Raw genomic sequence first — 2,766 nt, 5'->3', positions numbered from 1 at the left:
GTGCGCAGAGCCACGGCCACCATTCCGGCACGGTCACCCGTGCCCAGCTTGCGCGCGATACGGGCGAGGTGGCTCTTGACGGTCAGTGCGGACAGGCCCATGGAGACGCCGATGGCCTTGTTGGACTGGCCTTCCGCGACGAGGCGCAGGACCTCGACCTCGCGGCCGGACAGTTCGCGGTAGCCGCCCGGGTGGCTCGGGGCACCCGGGGGGCGGCGGTGCATGCGGTTCGCCGCGGCGCCGATGGGGGCGGCGCCGGGGCGGGTCGGATGGCCGATGTTGGTTCGGGTGCCGGTGACGACGTAACCCTTGACGCCGCCGGCCAGGGCGTTGCGCACGGCGCCGATGTCGTCGGCGGCGGACAGGGCCAGGCCGTTGGGCCAGCCCGCGGCGCGGGTCTCGGACAGGAGGGTCAGCCCGGAACCGTCGGGCAGATGGACGTCGGCAACGCAGATGTCGCGCGGGTTGCCGACGCGGGGACGTGCCTCCGCGATGGACGACGCCTCGATGACGTCACGGACCCCGAGTGCCCACAGGTGGCGGGTGACGGTGGAACGGACGCGCGGGTCGGCCACGACGACCATGGCCGTCGGCTTGTTCGGGCGGTAGGCGACCAGGCTTGCGGGCTGCTCGAGAAGAACGGACACCAGGCCTCCTGGAAAGGTGCGGGACGGAGCCGGCTCGGGGGATGAAGCCGGGGCGAACCGTGCAGTTGGGTCATTGACCTCTTCGGCACCGAACCCGTCCGCCTTTAGAGAATGATCACGATTTGGTGAGTAATAATCCGGGCAATTCGGACAGGCGATCGATCATCCTACGAGCGAACCGCTCAGGCGGGCGGTCACGGGCGGGGTGAGCCCGCTGCTCCGGCGCGCGGCCGCGCCCAGTCTCCCCGCGGCGAGGCCCCCGCCGGTCAGGGCTGCTGGGGGCCGCGGCGCTGCGGAAGGGTCACCACACCCGTCGCGTTGTCCGCCGGGCCCGCCGGGGACGGCGGCAGTCCGGCGATCTGGCAGAGCAGATCGCACCAGGCCACGAGGTGTGCGGCGGTGTCGGGCGCGCCACCCGGACCCTCGCGGGGCGTCCATGACGCACGGATCTCGATCTGGGTCGCGGGACGCCGGTCGGAGAGTCCTCCGAAATAGTGAGACCCCGCACGGGTGACGGTGCCGCTCGGCACCCCGTACGACAGTCCGCGCGCCTCCAGCGCGCCCGTCAGCCAGGACCAGCACACCTCCGGCAGCAGCGGATCGGCCGCCATCTCCGGCTCCAGCTCCGCCCGCACCAGGGTCACCAGCCGGAAGGTGCCGTTCCAGGCGTCGTGGCCGGCGGGATCGTGCAGCAGCACAAGACGGCCGTCCGCGAGATCGTCCTCGCCGTCGACGACCGCCGCCTCCAGCGCGTACGAGTGGGGGGCGAGCCGCTGCGGAGGGCGGGTCGTCTCGACCTCGATCTCCGGCCGCAGCCGTGCCGACCGCAGCGCCTCCACCGCATGACGGAACGCAAGGGGAACAGCACCCGCCTCGGTACCCGGGTCACTGCTCGGTTCGGGATTCCCCTTCTCGTCAGCGCTTTTGGAATGATCGGAAAAATGTCCCTGAGCCGCAGCCATGCGGGGAAGAGTAGGCGGAACGGGGGCTTCGCGCAGGGAGGGACACCCGGGCCGGGGCGGGCACTTCCCGCGCACATGCGAAGATTCAGTGCGTGAGCGCCAACAACCGCCCCCCGGGCCACCAGACGACGTACGACTCCGCTTTTCTGAAGGCGTGCCGCCGCGAGCCGGTGCCGCACACGCCGGTCTGGTTCATGCGTCAGGCGGGCCGCTCACTGCCCGAGTACCTGAAGGTCCGCGAAGGCGTCCCGATGCTCGAGTCGTGCATGCGGCCCGACCTCGTCACGGAGATCACGCTGCAGCCCGTCCGGCGGCACAAGGTCGACGCGGCGATCTACTTCAGCGACATCGTGGTGCCGCTCAAGGCCATCGGCATCGACCTCGACATCAAGCCGGGCGTCGGACCGGTGATCGCGGAGCCGATCCGCACCCGCGCCGACCTCGCCCGGCTGCGCGACCTCGCCCCTGAAGACGTCTGGTACGTCACCGAGGCCATGGGGATGCTCACCGGCGAGCTCGGCGGGACCCCGCTGATCGGCTTCGCCGGCGCGCCCTTCACCCTCGCGAGCTACCTCGTGGAGGGCGGGCCCTCCCGCAACCACGAGAACACCAAGGCCCTGATGTACGGCGACCCGCAGCTGTGGGCCGACCTGCTGGACCGCCTCGCGGAGATCACCTCCGCCTTCCTGAAGGTCCAGATCGAGGCCGGCGCGTCCGCGGTACAGCTCTTCGACTCGTGGGTGGGCGCTCTGGCGCCCGCCGACTACCGGCGCTCGGTGATGCCCGCGTCGGTCAAGGTCTTCGAGGCCGTCGCCTCCTACGGCGTCCCGCGGATCCACTTCGGCGTCGGCACCGGCGAACTGCTCGGCCTCATGGGCGAGGCGGGGGCCGACGTGGTCGGCGTCGACTGGCGCGTCCCGCTGGACGAGGCCGCGCGCCGGGTCGGCCCCGGCAAGGCGCTCCAGGGGAACCTGGACCCGGCGGTGCTCTTCTCCACGCCGGAGGCGGTCCGGTCCAAGACCCGCGAGGTGCTGGACGCGGCGGCGGGGCTCGAGGGCCACGTCTTCAACCTCGGGCACGGGGTGCTGCCGACGACGGACCCGGACGCGCTGACGCGGCTGGTGGCGTACGTGCACGAGCAGACCGCGCGCTGAGAC

At 71.8% G+C, this 2,766-nt stretch carries 3 protein-coding genes; 1 reads left to right on the top strand and 2 read right to left on the bottom strand.

Features of this window, described 5'->3' with window-relative positions:
* On the bottom strand, positions 1-647 hold a 647-nt coding region (locus ACWGH4_RS33825), incomplete at its 3' end, for a response regulator transcription factor (protein WP_453467592.1).
* 266 nt (positions 648-913) lie between these two features.
* Positions 914-1,609, bottom strand: coding sequence for a DUF3000 domain-containing protein (locus tag ACWGH4_RS33820; RefSeq protein WP_453467590.1), 696 nt, complete (start codon positions 1,607-1,609; stop codon positions 914-916).
* Between the two features lie 92 nt (positions 1,610-1,701).
* Between ACWGH4_RS33820 and hemE the strand changes: the two genes are divergently transcribed.
* Positions 1,702-2,763 (top strand): uroporphyrinogen decarboxylase, encoded by a 1,062-nt coding sequence (gene hemE / locus ACWGH4_RS33815; RefSeq protein WP_441264895.1) that lies wholly within the window; start codon positions 1,702-1,704, stop codon positions 2,761-2,763.
* Positions 2,764-2,766: the final 3 nt, after the last annotated feature.

Source organism: Streptomyces sp. NPDC054847 (assembly GCF_053610925.1).
This window is presented reverse-complemented; position numbering and strand designations above follow the sequence as displayed.

Excerpts from the sequence above, each read along its gene's own strand:
- ACWGH4_RS33820 (WP_453467590.1), bottom strand. The coding sequence starts at position 1,609 with ATGGCTGCGGCTCAGGGACATTTTTCCGATCATTCCAAAAGCGCTGAC.